The organism is Planctomicrobium aquicomposti (genome assembly GCF_051466325.1).
Taxonomy (GTDB): Bacteria; Planctomycetota; Planctomycetia; order Planctomycetales; family Planctomycetaceae; genus Planctomicrobium.
Genome location: NZ_CP195792.1, coordinates 4,921,938 through 4,936,748, shown reverse-complemented (window position 1 = coordinate 4,936,748; position 14,811 = coordinate 4,921,938). Strand labels below are relative to the sequence as shown.

The following is a 14,811-nucleotide window of genomic DNA, read 5'->3' as shown; positions in this document are numbered from 1 at the left end:
AAATCTTCAAGGTGAGGGGAGATCGCGTGGACCTGAAAACTCGGGGCCGCCCGCAGCGACATAACCGAGACTGGCTCCATTCACATCGGGTGACCCCCAGAAGGAATAGAGCTCGCCGTTGGACAGAGAGAAGCGGAGCCGGACTGGCCGACCGGAGAACTGGGACAGGTCCGAGGCCTGGTTCCAGCTGATGCGTGTGCGTGTGCTGTCGACGGAGACCGGCTGACAATTTTCGCGGGTAAAGGGGGCGATTGGCTTGCCGGCCTCATCCAGAATTTCCACCCGCAGTTCTCCCTGGGGAGCCTTCACGTTGACGAACAGCTGGTTGCCGGTGAACGTGACCGGTCGGGTTGTGAGCGTTCCCTGCTGCTCCTGAGCTTGCATGGATGCGAAGCCGTCCCGTCGTAGAATGGCGAGACCCGTGGAAGCATTCTTGTACATGCCGCTCCAGTGTTCTGCCTCTCCCCGCGAGGACTCATTTCCCTGAAAGGCTGCATAGTAGAAATAGAGTTTGTCTCCGGTGATCAGGCAGCAGCCTCCACAGGGAGAGACATACCCTATCGTCCTTCGTTGATCTGGAAGCTTAAGTATGTTGATTTTCTGATGAGTCTGACGATACCTCTGCTCTCCCGCGTTGTCATTCCGAAATCTGCGTTGTTGTCTTCCTGTTTTTGCCTGATCCGGAGAGGGACGGCGTCTCCTGTCTCGCAAGATCGCATGATATCGTCTCAGGGGAAGTCTCATGCAGACATGGCTGACCTTGCACCGGAAAGTTCCGCACCACGACAGCTCGTGTGGTTTCTGGAGAGGGTTCGGGAATGAAAGTGCGTGCCACATCGCCGTTTCAGCATCGGGATGCGTGGGCCCGAGCGAAGGGGGAAGACGTCGATCTGGCCCGTGGAATCCGACTCTGATAACGTTGTCAGAGAAGCAGACGGCGACCGCGACGGCTGCGTTCTGAAGTGCTGTCTCAGCATCTTGTTCGATGGAGCCGAAAGCCGTGCGTCAGGTGCTCGTGCTGATTGAATCGTCCCGGGCCTTTGGGAGAGGTTTGATCCGGGGCATCAGCGCCTTCAATTCCAGTCAGCGCGCGTGGTCGGTCTGTTTTCGGCCGCACGGGGCGGAAGACCCTCCGTCAGAATGGCTCATGTCCTGGTCCGGCGAAGGAATTCTCGCTCGAATCGGGAACCAGGCGCTGGGAGAAACCATCCGCGGCCTCAATCGTCCCGTCGTCGATCTGAAAGGGATTGTCCCCGATCTCGGCATCCCCTATGTGGGGAGTGATCATCGTGCTGTGGGAGAAGTGGCGATTGATCACCTCTGGGAAAAAGGGTTGCGACATTTCAGCTTCTGCGCGCTCCCTCCCAGTACCGCCAACTATCGTGAAGCGCGGTTCAAGTGGTTTGCCCGGCGTGTCGCCAAAAGGAAAGGGGAGGTCCACCCTGGTCCGGTCATCAACGAGGCGATGCTGGAATCGTGGGAGGCTCGACAGACCCAACTGGCAAGCTGGCTGCAGGCGCTCCCCAAGCCGATCGGAATTATGACCTGTCAGGACGATAGTGGCCTGCAGGTGATTGAAGCCTGTCGACGGGCTGCGATCAGTGTTCCTGAACAGGTGGCGGTCATTGGCGTGGACGATGATGAGCTGCAGTGCAATATCTGTTGTCCCCCGTTGACCAGCATTGATCTGAACGCGGAGCAGATCGGCTACGAGGCGGCCGCTCTCCTGAACCGCATGATGAATGGCGAGGAGACCCTCAGCGGTTCAACACTGATTCCGCCGCGGGGAGTGGTCCCGAGGCAATCGACCGATCTGCTGGCGGTCGATGATCCGAATGTGGTCCGGGCGTTGCGTGTCATTCAGGAACAGGCCTGTCGCGGGTTGCGGGTCGGTGATCTGCTGAAAGTCGTGCCCCTGTCGCGTGCGACCCTCGAAAAGCGGTTTCGGGAGACAATCGGCCGGACTCCCAAGGCAGAGATTACGCGCGTGCAGATTGAGCGGGCGACAAAACATCTGGTCGACACCGATGACTCACTCGAAGCGATTGCCCGGAGTGTCGGCCTGCGTGACGCCCGGTACCTGTGCGATGTCTTCCATCGAAAGCTGGGCTGTACTCCGGGGGCCTATCGTAAACAGCGACAAGGGTTAGATCGGGTGCTCGACTCCCGCGAGGCCAATGCAGTCGCCGGTCGGCTCAACGAGTCAGTCGCACTCCCTTAGGGACACCGGAGCACACGCGGTACTTTCCTCTTTGCACGAATGCCGTTTGTTGGATCGCACCACTCCGGCTGTCGCCGAGCAGACCTGTATCTTTCGGGTTCCAAACGCGGATTCTTTGAATCAGTCGGAGAGAAGAGCCCGCATGTCCATCAGCCGGGAAATCTGCTCAAGCGTGACGGGAAACGGCGACTCCGCCGGGGGCTCGACCGGAACGAGCCGCTGCACCACCGTCGTGATCAACTGCTCGATTCCCGCTCCCGTCGTGGCGGAGACCGCAACGGTCTGTCGCGCGCGGAGTGCCTCATCAGGGGCGGGAGGCACCGGCTCAGTTGCGGAAGCGACCAGGTCTGCTTTATTCCAGACCACAACCGCTGTCGGGAAGTCGTCCAGAAACCGGCGGTCCGGGTCGGTCAGACCGACTGCGGAGTCGAGAACGAGGAGCAGAAGATCCGCGCTTCTCATCTCTTTGCGGGCGCGGGCGATCCCTGCCGCTTCGAGTTCCGAGTCGGATTGTCGAAGTCCGGCCGTGTCCGCCAGTTCGACCGGCCAGCCATCGAACGCGGTCTCAACCGACACGACGTCGCGCGTCGTTCCCGGTTGATCGAACACCACCGAGCGAGTGAACCCGACGAGCGCATTCAGCAGGCTCGATTTCCCGACGTTCGGGCGTCCGCACAGCACGATCTTCCAGGGAGTTGTCAGGTGCCGGCCGAACTCGCTCCAGCGGAGGAGCTGATCGATCCGCTTTTGCCGCTGGGCGGGGTCGGCTGCGCTCAATGAGTGCCACGCGTTCGGTAGTAGCGTCAGCTGGCGAAGCAGGTGATGGGCTGTCCGCTGGGTTGTGGCGGCGACCAGCGCAGCCTGCAGCTCCTGTTTCATGGCGTCGACCGCGGGAAGGAGATCGTTCCCCTCAGGAGAAGGGGAGCCGATTGCGGCCCCCTCGCGAAACGGTGCGAGGATCCGCTCCACAGCCGCCCGTCCTCCGTGACAATGGACCTCTGCCGAATTCTCGCCGGTCCGTAGATAGACGACATCCTCCTGCAGCTCCGTCCCCCACAGCGCATAACAGATCTGGTCGACAGGTTGTTCGGCAGGGGATTTGCCGTTCGCACAGCGCAGCCAGGGCTCAAGCCCACGGAGTTCACCCGCGAGGCCGATCGTCGCCACGGCTCCACGTCCTCCCGGTGTCAACTCACGGGCTGTGAGTGGGCGGGAATCGGGAGAAGAAAACGAGCGGGGCATCGCGGATTTCAGGGGGAACGCGGCGGGACGTGTTCGAGAAGGCGGCCAGGAATCCGCCAGTCGATCCTGATTATGGCAGCCCGGGCGGGGCTGTTGCCACCCTGCCTGCGAAAGAGGAAGTGGCAGGACCATCAGCGCCGATGTCGGTGCGCTGTCAGGCTTCGGGTGGACCTGCTAGATTCTGGATTCCTTCCCTGAGAACGGGGAAAAAAGCGAATCACCATCTTGTCTGCCGAGTACCTGCGATGAGCGAAATCCACCAACTGACACGAGAGCTGCAGAAGAAAAATGATTCCAAGATCGTCCTGCTGGTTGCGGACGGATTGGGCGGATTGCCGCTGGCTCCCGGTGGAAAGACAGAGCTGGAAACAGCCAAAACACCAAATCTTGATGCTCTCGCCCAGCGGGGGACACTCGGTCTGAGCACACCCGTGATTCCCGGCATTACGCCGGGCAGCGGTCCCGGCCACCTCGGCCTGTTCGGCTACGATCCGCTGGAATTCCAGATCGGCCGGGGAGTGCTCGAAGCTCTGGGGATCGACTTCGATCTCGGCCCCAATGACGTCGCGATCCGGGGCAACTTCTGCACGCTTGATGCTGCGGGCAACATCTCCGATCGTCGTGCTGGCCGGATCTCCTCCCAGGCGGCGGCACCGCTGTGTGAGAAACTGAACAAGATCAAGATTCCGGGCGTTGAAGTCTTCGTTCAGCACGTCAAGGAATACCGGCTGGTGGTCGTCTTCCGGGGAGAGGGACTCGGGGGACATGTCGATGACACCGACCCGCAGGCCACCGGAGTGCCGCCGCTCGATCCGGTCGCCCGGGATGAAGCCTCCCGGAAGACGGTCCAGGTGGCTCAGGAATTTTTGCGGCAGGCTCGCGAAGTTCTGAAGAACGACTCCCCTGCCAACTTCCTGATGCTCCGCGGCATTGCGAAGCGTCCTCCCATTCCGACCTTCGAAGAAGTGTACGGCACCCGTGCCGGGGCGATTGCCGTTTATCCGATGTACCGCGGGCTGGCTCGACTCGTCAGCATGGATGTGCTGGATGCTGGTCAGACGATTGGCGATCAATGTGAACGCCTCAAGCAGGCGTGGAATGATTACGACTTCTTCTTCATCCACTTCAAGTACACCGATTCGACCGGAGAAGACGGCAACTTCGACGCGAAGGTCAAGCGGACCGAAGAACTGGATGCCGCCATTCCGCTCATCACGGCGCTGAATCCGACCGTGCTGATCGTGACCGGGGACCACAGCACACCGAGCAAGCTCCGCTCTCACAGCTGGCATCCGGTCCCGACGATGATCGTTGCCGACACCTGCCGGTTTGATGGCAGCACCGGTTTCGGCGAAGCCCAGTGTCGGCTGGGTGGACTCGGACAGTTCCCGGCGAAGTATCTGATGCCCCTGGCGCTGGCTCATGCAGGCCGGCTGGAGAAATTTGGTGCCTGAGCGGAAATGCCTTCATCCGTTGGCGGGTGAATTCCCGTTCTGTTGAGTGCAGGCTGAGTGGACCGCGACCCGGACCGGAACAGGTGCGGGTTGGTTCAAAATCAAACTGCTCTCAGACCATTCTGTGTCAATTCACAGTACCCCTTCACATTGTGATCGGATCACGGATCATGTCAGACCTGAATTCACCTCGCCCCTCTTCGCCTTCACCGTCGGAGAGCAGCATCTTTCTGGTCTCGTATCCCAAGATTGTGTTTCTCTGGCCCGCCTGGGTGGTCTCCATCATCGGCGGGTTGATCATCTATTTCCGGCCGGAGAATACGAGCCTGGCGGTCAGCGTCGGCTGGACGTTTCTTGTCATCCTGATGCTGAATCTGGTGGTACTGGCTTTCGATTTTCCCCGCTCGACATCGTTGCTGCTGTTCGCGGTGATCGTGTCGATCATTCTGGGGGCGGCACTGATCATTGTTTACAACCCGAACTTCCTTCCGGGGTTGCATTCGCTGTTGTCGAAGATCCGTCCCGTGGCGAGCCCGTCGTTCTACTTGACATTTGCCTCCGGGCTCGGATTGATCTATGCCTTCGTGCTGGTCATCTCCCGCTTTGACTATTGGGAAGTCCGACCCAACGAACTGCTGCACCATCACGGCATGCTCAGCGATCTGGAGCGGTTTTCCACACCGAATCTGCGGATCGATAAAGAGATCAATGACGTGTTCGAGTTCATGCTGGCCCGCAGCGGCCGGTTGATCATTCATCCCAGCAATCAGCCGCGGGCGATCGTGCTCGACAACGTGCTGGGAATCAACCAGAAAGAAGAAGCGATCACCAAGTTATTGGGGGCACTGCAGGTGCAGGTTCGCGACTGATGGCTTCGCCCGGCGGGACGGGGGGACTGTTTCGGAACTGCGCGGTGACGCGGAATCTGGGCGGCCCGCTTTACTTTCTCCGGCCGGATCGGCGACCATAGAGATGAAGAGTACGCGCAGCGCTGCAGCAGCGCCGTGCCAACCGGCGCTGACGACGGAGCACGACTGTGGACGATGAAGCAACCTATCTCTGTCCTCTCTGTGGAGAGGAGATTGTAATTCCGGTCGATCCCACTCAGGGAGAACAGCAGGAGTACGTCGAAGACTGCCCTGTCTGTTGCGGTCCGGTCATTATCCGGGTCGAATTTGATGAAGATGGCCGCGTGCACTGCCGGGCCATCGCCGAGTGACGCCGACTTCGATGGAAAGCGATCTGTGAACCGGATTTTCGTCTGTCTGTCGACGCTTGCCAATCTCAGCCTGTGGGTGACCTTCGCCCTCGGACTACGGATCGGCGATCCTGGTTCCCTGTCGGACACCGCCCGGAATCAGGTCTCTGCCCATTTTCTGTTCGCCTTGGCAGCGGTCATGTTCGCCCTGCTTGTGCATGCGATTGTGCTGACCTACTTCATGGGAACCGGTCGCTGGATCGAAGAGACGAGCGCTGCCTACCGCTTTGACGGCGCGGCCCGCGAAGAAAACATTCGCCTGAAGTACCGGGTCCTGCCGGCCATGGGGCTTTGTCTGCTGATGCTGATCGTGACCGGAGCCTTCGGGGCGGTGGCTGACCCGGCGTCGAACACCCGCTGGGATCATGCCGCGATCACCCATTTTCTGCTGGCGGTCGGGACGTTGACGTTGAACGCTTTCGTCAGTCTGGTGGAGTACCGGCAGATCGTCCGCAACGGTCAACTGGTGCAACTGGTGTACGACGAGGTGAAGGCGGTGCGGCGTGAACGCAAGCTGGATGAATCGGTCCCATCAGCAGTCTGAATGGCAGGGCCGCTGCCGCATGATCCGTGGCTGCCGCGTAATCCGCGCATTGGTTATCACTCGGCTCTGAATAGGGAATGGTCGGAAAACTCTCTTCCGGTGCATTTGCCACGATGGGAATTGTTCCGTAATCTGTGACCTTCCTCCAGAGGCCACTCTATTCAGCGAACGCAATTCCTGTGTCTTTGATTACCGAACAATCTCAGTTCGAAGCCCTCTGCGAGCGGATTCGCGCCGCAGGAATCGTGGCCTTTGACACGGAATTCGTCTCCGAATCCTACTACCGCCCCCGGCTCTGCCTGTTGCAGTTTGCAACCCCCTCCGAGGCGATCTGTGTCGATCCCTTCGCGGTCGAAGATCTCTCTTCATGGTGGAAGCTGATGACCGACGACGAGACGACAGTCGTTGTGCATGGCGGTCGCGAGGAAATCCGGTTCTGCCAGTTCGCGACCAACACCCGTCCGCGACGGTTAATCGATGTGCAGGTCGCGGAAGGGCTGCGGTCCCGCGGCTTCCCGATCTCGTACACCACGCTGGTGTCGCGCGTCCTCGGGCGCTCCATCGAGCATGGCAAAGAAACTCGGACCGACTGGCAGCAACGCCCGTTGACCCTTACCCAGCTGAACTACGCGGTTGAAGATGTCCGGCATCTGATTGATGTCTGGAAGACACAGGAAAAGTCGCTGAGTCAGGCGGGGCGACTGACCTGGGCGGAAGCAGAATTCGAGCGGCTGATCGACGGCGTGCTCGCGGAAGAAGATCGGGAAGGCTGGCTGCGGCTGCCGGGGTATGGTCGCCTCAGTCGACGGGAAATGGCCATTGCCCGGGCGTTATATCAGTGGCGCACCGCAGAGGCCGAGCACCTCAACCGCCCACAGCGGAGGCTGCTGAGAGACGATCTGCTGATCGAACTGGCACACCGGCAACCGAAGACGGTCCGCGAACTCAACATGACCCGCGACATGAATCGTCGCGACTATCAGACCTACGCCGAAACGTTCGTGGAAATTATCAGGCAGGCCTGTGAGTTGCCGAACGATGCCTTGCCGAACAAAGTGAGCGGAAACCAGCATCCCGCGCAGGACGAAGTCCTCGGCCGCATTCTGGGGCTGGCCCTCGCCAACCGTTGCCAGGAATTGGGACTGTCGATGTCACTGGTCTCGACGGCCGCCGACCTCAAGGACTTTGTCCGCTGGCATGTCTTCGAGGGGCGGAAAGGGGTGGCTCCCCGGCTGATGCAGGGGTGGCGCTCCGAAGTCTGCGGGCAGCTGCTCTCCGACGTTCTCGCGGGGAAAGTGACCCTGCGTGTTGCCGACCCCAGATCCGAGTACCCGCTGACGTTCGCCCGCGACAGCCAGACTCCCGAATAGAGCAGATTCGCATTGGATGGACCCGTCCTCGCCACGCAAGTGAGTATTTCCTCACACGAAACGCTGGCTGCGTCGGGATTGGAAAGAGCAACCTGCTCTCGAGTCCTGTCCGGGTGGCGTTGATCGCGACGGGGTTGTACGTCGTGCACATTATCGGGTGAACGACTGGTTCCACCGCAAGATGGCCGGGTTCTCCAGTGACCGCTCATAACTCAGGACACTGACGCCGGCAGGTTGCAGCATCAGATGAGCGGCAGCAGCGACCTCCCAGCCACACCACCGGGCTGTCAGAGTTCGCAGAAAATGGCCGTGGGAAAACAGGAGAACTGTTCCCTCCAGCCGCCGCAATTGATGCAGCACCCGGTCCGCCCGCGCGGTGATCTGTTCGGGAGATTCCCCCTCCGGACAGCCATCTCGAAAGACCAGCCAGCCGGGACGCTCGGTCTGGATCTCCGCACTCGTTCGTCCGTTGTACGCCCCATAGTCCCACTCCATGAGATCCGGATTGCGGATCGCCCGCTCGCCGAAGCCTGCCAGTGCGCTGGTCTGGACAGCCCGCTGTAACGGACTGGTGAACACATGTGTGAAGGAAATCCGGGACAACGGTTCGCGCAGGTGTTGGGCGGCCTGTTCACCCGCAGTTGTTAACGGCAGATCCGTGCGACCGGTGTGCTGGCCCGTTAGTGACCAGGCGGTATCACCATGTCGGACGAGATAAACTTCGGGAAGCGAGGGGCTCATGAGAGGTCTTTGCAATGAGGATTCTGGATTGATCTCTGATCGATCCGCAGAGCAGCAATCGTCGGTACTTGAAACGGGAGCCGTGCCGAGCGCCGTGCAGAGGGGCTCGTGTGGGCCGATCGCTCAGACGGGAGGGGTCTGCCGTTCCATGTCCGGCCGGTAAGTTCCCTGACTCGCTTCTGAGTTGCACCAGGCGCGATGAGCGAGCACCTGCTGGGCCAGAGCGACATTCTGATCATGGCCTCCCCAGGCATCCATCGCAGGCTGATGGAGCGCCCGCGAAAATGAAAACGTGAGCGGCCAGGGAAGCGGCCCCGCCGCCGGGAGATGCATGGCATTCAGTGCAGCTGTGGCGAAGAGGCTTTCCTGTCCACCAGAGAGAAAAGCGACCCCGCCCATCGCGGGTGGGACGGTTCGTCGCAGACATTGAAGTGTCGCAGCGGCGACTTCCTCCACGGTCCCCTGTGAGACGCTGCTGTTGCCCGCCTGAATCATGTTCGGCTTCAGAATCGCAGCCTCAAGGAGAACGCGGTGGACGGCCAGTTCCGCGAACAGGGCCCGCTGCATCTGCTCCGTCACCTGCTGGCAACGTTCCAGTGAATGGTCGCCATCCATCACCACTTCCGGCTCGACAATCGGGACGATGTTCTGCGACTGGCAGATCGCGGCGTAGCGGGCCAGGACCTGGGCGTTGGCGGCGATGCAGGTGTCGGTGGGGAGCCCCGGTGCAATGGTGATCACCGCGCGCCACTTGGCGAACCGGGCCCCGCGCTGGAAATAGTCCGCGAGCCGCTGGCCGAGGCCATCGAGCCCTTCGGTCATTTTTTCGCCCGGAAACGCAGGCAGATCGACCGTCCCGGCGTCGACCTTGATTCCGGGGACGATTCCCTGCTTCTCCAGCAGGCTGACAAAGGAGTTCCCTTCGGCAGACTTCTGAGAGAGCGTTTCATCGAAGAGAATCGCACCGCTGATCCAGCGCCCGAGGTTCGGAGTCGTGATGATCAGTTCCCGATATTGCCGCCGGGCTTCCTCGGTCAGCGGGATGCCGAGCCGCGCAAACCGCTTGTGGCAGGTGGACAGGCTTTCGTCCATGGCGATCAACCCTTTTCCGGGGGCCATCATCGCCTTGACGGTTGATGTCAGCAGCTTTTCTTCCATCATCGCCTCGCGCCGCCAGGGGGACAGGAAAGGGGAGTCTGTTGTGACTCTTGCAAAGCAGCCACGTCAGCCACAGCCGACGCCACCATCCTATCAGCGGGAGGTGCACTCCACGACATCAAAACTGTGACAGCGCGGCCGCGCGCTGACGGGCCGGTCTTCGGCACGTAAACTGTAGAAATGTAACTTGCATTTGATCCGCCCGGTGTTGCGAATCGGAGTCGTGCAGTGGAATCCATCGGGACACACTCGTCGAGGGAAACAAGCACGGCTCTCAACTGAGGAGAAGTGACCATGACCGTAAAAGCCGGTGCCGCTGTGCTGCTGACCCGCGCTGACCTCGACCAGATGGAGGGGCCGGTGGTCGTCGAATTCGGAGCCGAGCACTGCCCGATCTGTCAGGGCTTCCGCCCGAAATTCGAAAAGCTCCTTGGCCGCTATCCGCAGGTGCGGCATCTCCGGGTGGAAGATGGCAGGGGATTGCCGCTGGGGCGATCGTTCCACGTCAAGCTCTGGCCGACGTTCGTCTTCATGAAAGATGGCGAGCTGGTACAGCAGTCAGCCCGGCCGGAACTGGAAGAAGCTCGGCAAGGACTCGAGGCAATTACGAGAGCGGTTGAGGAGTAATGCCAGGATCCCGAATAAGCGGCGATTGCCGCCCTGTTGGGGAATGGTTTACTGCCATTGATCTTACTGCCGACGGCCGAGTGCCAGCATCTGCCGGGCCCGCTCGATCGCCTGCTGCTTCTGCGCAAACCCCGCTTCATCGGAAGGGGTGCTGGCGAGCGCCTGCTCAAGTTCCTTCTGCGCCTTCGCCGGATCAATGGCCGCGACAGGCATGGCCTGACTGGTCAGCAGCGTGACCACGGAGCCTTTGATTTGCGCGAAGCCGCCGTGAATGAAATACTGCTCGGAGCCGGTGGGAGTTTCGAACCGGAGTTCTCCCGTTCCCAGGCGACCGACCAGTGGAGCTCGGCCGGGGAGCACGCCGATCTGTCCATCAAACAGTGGAAAACGGAGCGACTTGACCGGCTGATCCAACAGCGTCTTTTCGGGAGTGACGAGCACAAGGCGGAGTTCGGTAGCTGCGATCATGGTGATTTGATTTTCTTGCTCATCAACTTCAACCCCCAAGCGGAGCCAGGGGAGAGCTTGTGGGGCGGAAGGTTATTTCGGAGGCAGAAACGATTCCAAGGAAATCGTCATCGAGATTCCGGGCAAAGGGCCTCCACGCTCTCGCCGCTTCGGTAAATTTTCGATCCCAGGAACTCTCGCTGTTCTGGCTCGGGTCGCTGAAATCCCTCGATCTGTCGTTGTTCCAGGTTCACGATCCAGTACGCCGGGACTCCTGCAGATGCGTAGATGGCCGCTTTTCTACGGTCTTTTCGTAATGACGAGTCTGCGACTTCAATTAGCAGGAAAATGTCTTCTCCTGCTGGATGGCGGCTCAGGTCGTCCCGATGTTCTCCGCGAACAATCGAGATGTCCGGCTCTGGTTCACTCTGGGAAAAGGTCACCGCAGCCTGCTGTCGAATGCTGCTTCCCGATGGCAACACACCTCGAAACAGTTCCGCAATGATCGAAATCATCGCTTCGTGTGGAAGGTTCTTGTCATCTTGGGAACCACCCACCCTTCCAGCAGTTCGCCCCGTTCCTCATCGAACATCCCCTGGTTGATCAGCGAGTGATATTCCTCCAGAGACCATTTCCGGACTGGATAAGGAGACAACTCGTGGGCATCGGATGCTGTGGTGAACTCGGTCGTGGCGGACATGGGACATTCTCCCCCAGACACAAACTTGACAACTCCTTGATTCTAACGTGGTCACCGTCGATTGGTTAGTCGCTTTCCCGGGCTGCTGATCAGCCCCCTTCTGCCATCCGCTTCGCCTGAGCGGCCGCTTCCTGCACACCCCCGACGTACATGAAGGCGGCTTCCGGCAGGTGGTCCCACTTGCCGTCACAGATTTCTTCGAAGGAAGTGATGGTCTCTTCGAGGGAGGTGAACTTTCCTTCCTTACCGGTGAACACCTGAGCCACGAAGAACGGCTGCGACAGGAAGCGCTCGATGCGGCGGGCGCGATGCACGACCAGTTTGTCTTCTTCCGACAGTTCTTCAACACCCAGAATTGCGATGATGTCCTGCAGTTCGCGGTACCGCTGCAGAATCTGCTGCACGCGGCGGGCGACAGCATAGTGCCGTTCGCCGACCACCTGCGGATCGAGAATTCGGGAGGAGGAGGCCAGCGGGTCAATCGCGGGATAAATCCCCTTTTCCGAGATCTTGCGCTCGAGGTAAATGAACGCATCCAGGTGGCTGAACGCGGTGGCCGGTGCGGGGTCGGTCGGATCGTCGGCCGGCACGTACACGGCCTGCACCGAAGTGATGGCCCCGTTCTTGGTCGAGGTGATCCGCTCCTGCAGCTGTCCCAGTTCGGTTCCGAGGGTCGGCTGATAACCCACAGCGGAGGGCATCCGCCCGAGCAGTGCGGAGACCTCTGAACCGGCCTGTGAGAACCGGAAGATGTTGTCGACGAACAGCAGGGTGTCGGCACCGGTCGCATCGCGGAACCATTCGGCCATCGTCAGACCGGTCAGGGCGACGCGAAGACGTGCTCCCGGCGGTTCGTTCATCTGGCCGAAGACCATGCAGGTCTGCTCGATGACGCTGCGTCCGGTATCACCGATCTGCGTTTCCTGCATTTCGAGCCACAGGTCGTTTCCTTCGCGGGTCCGCTCGCCCACACCGGCGAACACCGAGTAGCCCCCGTGCTGCTGGGCGATACGGGCAATCAACTCGGTCAGTATCACGGTTTTACCGAGACCTGCTCCGCCGAACAGTCCGGCCTTACCACCGCGGACGAACGGAGTCAGCAGGTCGATCACCTTGATCCCGGTTTCGAAGACCTCGGTTTTGGATGAGAGGTCCTGCAGCTTGGGGGCAGCACGGTGAATCGGCCAGTGTTCGGTGGTGTTCACCGGGCCGCGGCCGTCGATCGGGTCGCCCAGCACGTTAAACACGCGACCGAGCGTTTCTTTTCCGACCGGGACCGACACGGGAGCGCCGGTGTCGACGACTTCCATCCCGCGGACCATCCCGTCGGTGGAGCCCAGAGCCACACAACGGACACGTCCGCCGCCGAGGTGCTGCTGCACTTCCCCTGTCACATTGATGTTCACACCCTTGACGTTGGCGGTGACTTTCAATGCGTTGTAGATCTCGGGGAGGTTCTCTTCGGAAAACTCCACGTCAAAAGTCGAACCGATGATCTGGGTGATGCGACCGGTGCCGGTGGCTGCTGCTGTGGACATGATGGGTCTTCTTTCTCTTCGCTGATGAAGAGAGGAATTAGGAGTTAGGATCCAGGAATCAGGACACAGGCGTGTCCAATGATTTTCTGAATCAGATTGACTCTCTCCCGATTTCCTCGAGTTGTTCCGTAATGCGTGCTGTTTGATCTTTTGAAATAAAACCGAGTCGCTGTGCGACTTCGAAATGTATGTCGAGTTCCGCCAGTGATGCTGCTGCGATGCTCAGGTGATTCAAATAGGTTCCGGTTGAGCCTCGCCTTGTTCCTTCAGCGATCATCGCTGGAACGGACACCGCTGCAACGATGAGGCATGACCATCTTGTTCTGATTTCGGAAACGATTGGGTTGTCTGGGTAACAGGTTGTTACGAGCTCGATCGATTCGTGCCAAACCGGCAAATCGCGGTGACTCGCAACCTTCCTCCTGATTTCCTCAATCCTGACTCCTGTTTCCGATCCCCTATTCCAGTGCCGCTGCTCCGCCGATGATTTCGGCCAGTTCGGATGTAATCTGTGTCTGTCGGGCCCGGTTGTATTCCATCGAAATGTCGCGGATCATCTCGTCGGCATTCTCGGTGGCGGACTTCATCGCCACCATCCGGGCGATCTGTTCGCCGACCGCGGCGTCGAGGAAGCACTTGAAGAACCGCGCCTTGAAGGCCGCCGGGACGATCTCTGTCAGAATTTCTTCCGAGCTGGGAAGGAATTCGTAATCGACCGCCGTCGAGATCCGGTCTGACTTGGTCCCCGTTGCCAGGTCGCCGAACGGCAACAGCGTTTCCACGACCGGTGCCTGCCGAGCGGAGGACAGGAACCGCTGGTAAACGACGTCGAGACGATGCAGCTTGCCGGCAATGAAATCGGCAACGTAACGGTCGGCGATGGCATCCACTTCAGCGAAGCCGGGACGGTCTTCAAACTGGGTATAGTGGTGGTCCACCGGAATCTTTTCGAACCGCATGAAGGAGAGTCCCCGCTTCCCGGAGACTTCGATGGAAACCTGCTGTCCGGCCGCCTTGATCTCACGAATGCGGGCAATTGCCGTCCGCAGGATGCCGCCGTTGTAACCGCCGCACAGACCCCGGTTGGAGGTCAGAACGAGAACCGTCACGTTCTCTGTCTGTTCCGGCTGTTTCAGCAGAGGATGGCTGAAGGTCAGGTCCGACTGCGCCAGATCCGCCACGATCTCGTTGATCTTGCGGGTGTAGGCGGCAGCCTCGGTGGCGCGGTCCATCGCCTTTTTGAAACGCGCGGTGGCAATCAGTTCCATCGTCCGCGTGATCTTGCGGATGTTTCGGACGGCTTTACGCCGTTTCACAAGTGCGCGGGCTTTGGCCATGGAATGGAAGAGGGGTCAGGGCAGTGGGCAGAAGTGACACTCGGACAATGAAAGCCGGTGAGATTCCCGGTTCACTGCTGTGAGTCGCTGCTGTATCCTTGCCAAATTCTACGGTGTTCAGATCGTGTCGACGGGATCGGAGAGCAAAACGCCAGGGCGGGTTGCTCTCCGATG

17 protein-coding genes are annotated in these 14,811 nt (G+C 60.0%); 7 read left to right on the top strand and 10 right to left on the bottom strand.

All coding sequences use genetic code 11. From position 1 onward, the window contains the following. Positions 1 to 6: 6 nt before the first annotated feature. Complete coding sequence (locus SH664x_RS19085) at positions 7 to 441, bottom strand: hypothetical protein (RefSeq protein ID WP_437203582.1); 435 nt, start codon at positions 439 to 441, stop codon at positions 7 to 9. A gap of 706 nt (positions 442 to 1,147) precedes the next feature. On the opposite strand from SH664x_RS19085, the gene SH664x_RS19080 reads away from it, so the two are divergent. Beyond that, on the top strand, positions 1,148 to 2,221 hold the full coding sequence (locus SH664x_RS19080) for a substrate-binding domain-containing protein (RefSeq protein WP_437203580.1): 1,074 nt from the start codon (positions 1,148 to 1,150) through the stop codon (positions 2,219 to 2,221). Between the two features lie 120 nt (positions 2,222 to 2,341). Here SH664x_RS19080 and SH664x_RS19075 read toward each other — a convergent pair whose 3' ends face one another. Continuing rightward, positions 2,342 to 3,463, bottom strand: coding sequence for a GTPase (locus tag SH664x_RS19075; RefSeq protein WP_437203578.1), 1,122 nt, complete (start codon positions 3,461 to 3,463; stop codon positions 2,342 to 2,344). A 245-nt stretch (positions 3,464 to 3,708) separates the two neighbouring features. Here SH664x_RS19075 and SH664x_RS19070 point away from each other — a divergent pair, with 245 nt between their 5' ends. From SH664x_RS19070 to SH664x_RS19050, 5 genes are all read left to right on the top strand, one after another. Then, entirely contained in the window at positions 3,709 to 4,917 is a 1,209-nt protein-coding gene (locus SH664x_RS19070; protein ID WP_437203577.1) for a 2,3-bisphosphoglycerate-independent phosphoglycerate mutase, read from the top strand. Between the two features lie 170 nt (positions 4,918 to 5,087). Then, positions 5,088 to 5,786, top strand: a complete 699-nt coding sequence (locus tag SH664x_RS19065) for a hypothetical protein (protein ID WP_437203575.1) — start codon at positions 5,088 to 5,090, stop codon at positions 5,784 to 5,786. A 167-nt stretch (positions 5,787 to 5,953) separates the two neighbouring features. Next, positions 5,954 to 6,136 carry a CPXCG motif-containing cysteine-rich protein gene (locus tag SH664x_RS19060; protein WP_437203573.1) on the top strand — a complete coding sequence of 61 codons (183 nt, stop codon included), beginning with the start codon at positions 5,954 to 5,956 and terminating at the stop codon, positions 6,134 to 6,136. A 25-nt stretch (positions 6,137 to 6,161) separates the two neighbouring features. Further along, the gene (locus SH664x_RS19055; protein WP_437203572.1) at positions 6,162 to 6,719 is read left to right on the top strand and encodes a hypothetical protein; all 558 of its coding nucleotides are present in this window, start codon (positions 6,162 to 6,164) and stop codon (positions 6,717 to 6,719) included. 179 nt (positions 6,720 to 6,898) lie between these two features. Next, on the top strand, positions 6,899 to 8,089 hold the full coding sequence (locus tag SH664x_RS19050; protein WP_437203570.1) for a ribonuclease D: 1,191 nt from the start codon (positions 6,899 to 6,901) through the stop codon (positions 8,087 to 8,089). Between the two features lie 150 nt (positions 8,090 to 8,239). Here SH664x_RS19050 and SH664x_RS19045 read toward each other — a convergent pair whose 3' ends face one another. After that, a complete protein-coding gene (locus SH664x_RS19045; protein WP_437203568.1) occupies positions 8,240 to 8,830 on the bottom strand; it encodes a histidine phosphatase family protein in 591 nt (196 codons plus the stop codon). Between the two features lie 123 nt (positions 8,831 to 8,953). Continuing rightward, a complete protein-coding gene (locus SH664x_RS19040; protein WP_437207273.1) occupies positions 8,954 to 9,988 on the bottom strand; it encodes a class I fructose-bisphosphate aldolase in 1,035 nt (344 codons plus the stop codon). A gap of 294 nt (positions 9,989 to 10,282) precedes the next feature. Between SH664x_RS19040 and SH664x_RS19035 the strand changes: the two genes are divergently transcribed. Next, entirely contained in the window at positions 10,283 to 10,615 is a 333-nt protein-coding gene (locus SH664x_RS19035) for a thioredoxin family protein (RefSeq protein ID WP_437203566.1), read from the top strand. 63 nt (positions 10,616 to 10,678) lie between these two features. On the opposite strand, the gene atpC is transcribed toward SH664x_RS19035, so the two are convergent. From atpC to atpG, 6 genes are all read right to left on the bottom strand, one after another. Further along, positions 10,679 to 11,083: an ATP synthase F1 subunit epsilon gene (gene atpC / locus SH664x_RS19030; protein ID WP_437203564.1), complete on the bottom strand. Its 405-nt coding sequence runs from the start codon at positions 11,081 to 11,083 to the stop codon at positions 10,679 to 10,681. A 107-nt stretch (positions 11,084 to 11,190) separates the two neighbouring features. Beyond that, entirely contained in the window at positions 11,191 to 11,577 is a 387-nt protein-coding gene (locus SH664x_RS19025; protein WP_437203562.1) for a Uma2 family endonuclease, read from the bottom strand. Beyond that, complete coding sequence (locus SH664x_RS19020; RefSeq protein ID WP_437203561.1) at positions 11,574 to 11,762, bottom strand: hypothetical protein; 189 nt, start codon at positions 11,760 to 11,762, stop codon at positions 11,574 to 11,576. The genes SH664x_RS19025 and SH664x_RS19020 overlap by 4 nt, the downstream gene beginning before the upstream one ends. Before the next feature lie 89 nt (positions 11,763 to 11,851). Further along, positions 11,852 to 13,300, bottom strand: a complete 1,449-nt coding sequence (gene atpD, locus SH664x_RS19015; protein ID WP_437203559.1) for a F0F1 ATP synthase subunit beta — start codon at positions 13,298 to 13,300, stop codon at positions 11,852 to 11,854. Between the two features lie 91 nt (positions 13,301 to 13,391). Continuing rightward, positions 13,392 to 13,697, bottom strand: a complete 306-nt coding sequence (locus SH664x_RS19010) for a four helix bundle protein (RefSeq protein ID WP_437203558.1) — start codon at positions 13,695 to 13,697, stop codon at positions 13,392 to 13,394. Positions 13,698 to 13,758: 61 nt separating this feature from the next. Beyond that, positions 13,759 to 14,637 carry an ATP synthase F1 subunit gamma gene (gene atpG, locus SH664x_RS19005; RefSeq protein WP_437203557.1) on the bottom strand — a complete coding sequence of 293 codons (879 nt, stop codon included), beginning with the start codon at positions 14,635 to 14,637 and terminating at the stop codon, positions 13,759 to 13,761. Between the last annotated feature and the right edge of the window lie 174 nt (positions 14,638 to 14,811).

Bases quoted from the DNA above. Each gene is read 5' to 3' on its own strand.
- SH664x_RS19085 (WP_437203582.1), bottom strand. From the start codon at position 441: ATGTACAAGAATGCTTCCACGGGTCTCGCCATTCTACGACGGGACGGC.
- SH664x_RS19080 (WP_437203580.1), top strand. From the start codon at position 1,148: ATGTCCTGGTCCGGCGAAGGAATTCTCGCTCGAATCGGGAACCAGGCG.
- SH664x_RS19075 (WP_437203578.1), bottom strand. From the start codon at position 3,463: ATGCCCCGCTCGTTTTCTTCTCCCGATTCCCGCCCACTCACAGCCCGT.
- SH664x_RS19070 (WP_437203577.1), top strand. From the start codon at position 3,709: ATGAGCGAAATCCACCAACTGACACGAGAGCTGCAGAAGAAAAATGAT.
- SH664x_RS19065 (WP_437203575.1), top strand. From the start codon at position 5,088: ATGTCAGACCTGAATTCACCTCGCCCCTCTTCGCCTTCACCGTCGGAG.
- SH664x_RS19045 (WP_437203568.1), bottom strand. From the start codon at position 8,830: ATGAGCCCCTCGCTTCCCGAAGTTTATCTCGTCCGACATGGTGATACC.
- SH664x_RS19040 (WP_437207273.1), bottom strand. From the start codon at position 9,988: ATGGAAGAAAAGCTGCTGACATCAACCGTCAAGGCGATGATGGCCCCC.
- SH664x_RS19035 (WP_437203566.1), top strand. From the start codon at position 10,283: ATGACCGTAAAAGCCGGTGCCGCTGTGCTGCTGACCCGCGCTGACCTC.
- atpC (WP_437203564.1), bottom strand. From the start codon at position 11,083: ATGATCGCAGCTACCGAACTCCGCCTTGTGCTCGTCACTCCCGAAAAG.
- SH664x_RS19025 (WP_437203562.1), bottom strand. From the start codon at position 11,577: ATGATTTCGATCATTGCGGAACTGTTTCGAGGTGTGTTGCCATCGGGA.
- SH664x_RS19020 (WP_437203561.1), bottom strand. From the start codon at position 11,762: ATGTCCGCCACGACCGAGTTCACCACAGCATCCGATGCCCACGAGTTG.
- atpD (WP_437203559.1), bottom strand. From the start codon at position 13,300: ATGTCCACAGCAGCAGCCACCGGCACCGGTCGCATCACCCAGATCATC.
- atpG (WP_437203557.1), bottom strand. From the start codon at position 14,637: ATGGCCAAAGCCCGCGCACTTGTGAAACGGCGTAAAGCCGTCCGAAAC.